Raw genomic sequence first — 3779 nt, forward strand, 5'->3', positions numbered from 1 at the left:
CCTTGAGTCCCTTGCCTCGACCCGACGAGGCCTTCAGCCATTTGTAGATCGTCGTGCGGCTGAAGCCGTAGGCGGCAATCACCGCAGAAGGCTTCTCTCCATCGCGAACTCGCTCCACCGCCATCAGGCGAATCTCTTCAAGCGTTTTGTGATCCAGCGTGCGGCCATCTCGTTTCATGCGCTATTGAATCATCAATTCGATTGTCGTGGTGATCTTTTGTAGCCTAAATTATCGACTGCTGAGTAAATTTCTTGCATGCAGAATATTGGTGCGATCAGATCTTGCGGCTTCGACCCGTCCAGTAGGCATCGCGAAGCACGTTCTTGCGGATCTTCCCGACCGGCGTGGTCGGCAGCGGCTCCGTGCGGAACTCGACGCTGCGCGGGCACTTGTAGCCGCCGATCAATGTCTTGCAGTGGACGATGAGTTCGTCCCCGGTGGYCGAATGCCCGTCCTTGAGGACCACCACCGCATGCACCGCTTCGCCCCACTTCTCGCTGGGGATGCCGATCACAGCGGTCTCACGCACGGCGGGATGCTGGTACAGGGCACGCTCGACGTCGACGGAGTAGACGTTTTCTCCCCCCGTAACGATCATGTCCTTGATGCGGTCGGCCACGTAGAGAAAGCCGTCCTCGTCAAGATAGCCAGCATCGCCGCTGTGCATCCAGCCTTCCTTCAACACATCCTTCGACGCCTCGGGATTGTTGAAGTAGCGCGTCATCACATTGTCGCCCCGGATCTGGATCTCGCCGTTCTCGCGGACATCCGCCTCCGTTCCGTCCGGCCGCGCGATTCGCACTTGCATGCCCGTCACGGCGCGACCGGCCGACTTCATGCGCTCGGGATAGTTGGCCACGGCCTCCAGGTGATCGCGCCACTTGAACGCGGTCGCATACCCCGCGGTCTCTGTCATACCGTATATTTGATGAAAGCCCCAAGTCGGCAGCTCGCGCATCGCGGCCTTCATGATGGTCTCAGGCATCGGCGAGCCCCCGTAGACGCAGGTCCTGACGCTGCTCAGGTCGTAGTCCTTCAGGTTCGGCTGGTTCATTAGCATGTTGATCATCGTCGGCACCAGCACGACGTTGGTCACCTTGTGCTGCGAAATCGCGGCCATCACCGGCTCCGGATCGAACTTCGGAAGGATCACGTGCGTGCCTGCAGCCAGCGTGATGTACCAGGCGGGACCGGCGCCCGAGAGGTGGAACATTCCGCCGACATGCATGTGCGTCAGGTCGTCGCGATACGGCAGCGTGGCAAGGAAGCACACGGACACGTAGACCACATTGCGGTGCGACAGCGCGACGCCCTTGGATTGAAGCGTCGTGCCCGATGTGTACAGCACAATGTAGAGATCGTCGTTCTTGCGATCCGCGTCCTGAATCGGCTGGTGATCAGCGATCAGTTGCTCGTAGCTCAACATGCCGGCCGGCGTTGCGTCCTCGCCGATGTAGATCAGTTGCAGATCGGAGCCGGCTTGCAATTCCTTGGCTTGTTCGAGAAAGGCGTCGTCGACAAACATGACGCGGGCGCCGGAATCGCGCAGYGCGAAGGTGTTCTCGGGGACTGACCAGCGCACATTCAGCGGAGCAAACGCCGCGCCGCACCAGGGAATGGCAAAGAAAAGTTCGAGATAGCGGTCCGAATTCATTGCCAACGCGGCGACGCACTGGCCCGGCTCCACACCAATCTGGCGCAGTGCGGCAGCCATACGCGGGACGCGGTCGCCAATCTCGCGCCACGTACGGCGTCTGTCACGATAGATTGTGCCGGCGCGGTTGGGCTGTTCCATCACAGCTTGTTTTAGGATCTGCGTAGCCTGCATTGAGGGTCTCCTCGCGAAGGATTGGTAAGAAATCAGCCCGCGGTGATCGCCGGCTGAGGATCCGAAAACCAGCGTCCGCGGCGCACGGACATGCCCGGAATACCCATCGTCTCCATGACGCAGCCATAGCCTTGGCGCCCGTCGAGAAGCCACTTCATCTGTGCCGTGAAAGTCACGGTCGCCGCATAGGCGTTCCAAGGCGCACCCACATCGGCCACCGCGTGCATGTGGAAGACCTTGCCGCGCACATCGGTCACCTTCATGTCCATGCCAATCACGGCAACGCCCAGCCGGGTGTTGGTCAACTCCAGATCGGTGACGCCGTAGACCTCGCCTTTGTCGAGCACGTATCCGTGGGCGAGCGTGTGATCCTTGCCGTTGGGCGCGTCCATGTCCAGCAGCGTGATGATGTGAAAGGCCAGGTCATCGTCGAAGGCTGCGGAGATCGAGTTCTGCGCGTTCATCGTGACCGGGTTTCTGTGGCCCCAGCTGTGGTCCATGCGCTCAACGCAATCGACCTTGAACTCTTTCCCGCGGATCTTCACCGTGCCGGTGACGCGGCCCGTCATGTCGAAATGACCGCCCCACGCGGCGCCCAGGCCCGAGCCCGCATGCTGCTTCTCCACGGTCTTCGCGGCCTTCGGGCTGTGCGCCGGATCGTGGATGTCGAACGGATCCATCATGCCGATCCAGTCGACATGGATCTCGGTGTCGTTGTAGCCCACGTAGTCAATTCGGTAGTCGCGCGGCGGCTTGACGGCCTTGATCTTTAGGCCAGTGGGCGAGTCGATGTCGGACCAGCGCTTGGGCGCCGGCAAATGCGGCTGCACGTCGAAGTACAGAAGATCCGATCGCGTATCGGACAGCGCGCCGTACACCGTCACGTCGTTCACCATCACGCCGATACCTGGACGTACGACGACGTAGACCGTAACGAGCAGATGCTCCTCGGGCAGCGCGATGGGGAAGAAGTAGGTCTCAGCCCAGGTGTGGCCGGCATCGACCGGAGTGTGGTACTCGAGATCTTGTGCGGAAATCATTTGTCAATTCCTTATTTATCGGGTCGGTCGGTCGTTCGGATTCGCAGCGCCACGTCGAGCGGCAGGATCGCGTCAGGTTCAGGTTCGATGCTCTGAGGCAGGAACCAGGAGCGTTGCGCGTCGAGCAGATGGCGTGTGTTCAAGACCACCACCCTTTCGATGTCGTGCCGGGCCGCTTCGTCGAACTCGCGGGATCGTCGGACTACAACGCTGATCTCATCTTCGAGCCGCGCGGTCACCGCGCGCACCTGTGGCGGCCGCGGGCCCAGTCTTTCTTGAACCACTGTGGCTTCGGCGATCGCCGCCTGCAGCGCAGTTCCAGTATCGGCGGGCGCCGCATTCATAATCTCGTGCGCGGTCTCGAGTTGCACCGCGAGTTCAAGGCGCTCCCGATCCATGTTGTAGGGCAGACGGCTGCGGTAGAACTCAAGCCAGTCCACTACAAGCTTCAGCTGCTGGCGCGCGAGTGGGTTCTGGGGGTCGATCGCGGGGGCGACCACATCCATCAAGGCTTTGGCGGCTGCGCGGAAATCGTTGTCGGCATGGTTGGCCATCAGAGCACCTCCTCGAGCGCACTGCGCAGTTCCTCGGCCAGAAGGTAGGCTGCAGTCTGCAGCCGTGCGACGACGATGTTCTGGTGCGACTTGCCCAGGCGAACCACGCGATAAGCTGTTCCGAGCACCGTGGTCACCTGCTGGTAGCGATTGAGAACCTCGTAGAAGTGCAGCTTGACCGGATCGATCACCATGCCCGATGCCTCCTGATAGCGGTCGTAGAACTCCTCGATGGGCATCAGTCCGCAGATCAAGTAGGTCTTGCCGTCCTCGGCCATGTGACCGATCACACGGGCGGTCGACCAGGCGAGGTCGCGGTGGCGATCGCCGATGTAGGCACGCTCCCAGTCGAGGAC

The 3779-nt window shown here is 61.2% G+C and carries 4 protein-coding genes and 1 pseudogene; all 5 read right to left on the reverse strand.

Annotation, left to right across the window (positions count from 1 at the left end):
- The coding region (locus AC1DY5_RS46345; RefSeq protein ID WP_478115255.1) for a helix-turn-helix domain-containing protein at nucleotides 1-178 on the reverse strand (178 nt) is incomplete at its 3' end.
- 97 nt (nucleotides 179-275) lie between these two features.
- Nucleotides 276-1829: an acyl-CoA synthetase gene (locus tag AC1DY5_RS46350; protein WP_478121119.1), complete on the reverse strand. Its 1554-nt coding sequence runs from the start codon at nucleotides 1827-1829 to the stop codon at nucleotides 276-278.
- 32 nt (nucleotides 1830-1861) lie between these two features.
- Nucleotides 1862-2869 (reverse strand): DUF7064 domain-containing protein, encoded by a 1008-nt coding sequence (locus AC1DY5_RS46355; RefSeq protein ID WP_478121120.1) that lies wholly within the window; start codon nucleotides 2867-2869, stop codon nucleotides 1862-1864.
- Nucleotides 2870-2880: 11 nt separating this feature from the next.
- Complete coding sequence (locus AC1DY5_RS46360) at nucleotides 2881-3423, reverse strand: hypothetical protein (protein WP_478121121.1); 543 nt, start codon at nucleotides 3421-3423, stop codon at nucleotides 2881-2883.
- Nucleotides 3423-3779: pseudogene (locus AC1DY5_RS46365) on the reverse strand (hypothetical protein); the annotation flags it as partial. The gene AC1DY5_RS46360 and the pseudogene AC1DY5_RS46365, both read right to left, overlap by 1 nt.

This window comes from Variovorax sp. P4_D9, assembly GCF_056401695.1.

What these genes read in the sequence shown, in the direction of transcription:
- AC1DY5_RS46355 (WP_478121120.1), bottom strand. Translation starts at nt 2,869, where the DNA reads ATGATTTCCGCACAAGATCTCGAGTACCACACTCCGGTCGATGCCGGC.
- AC1DY5_RS46360 (WP_478121121.1), bottom strand. Translation starts at nt 3,423, where the DNA reads ATGGCCAACCATGCCGACAACGATTTCCGCGCAGCCGCCAAAGCCTTG.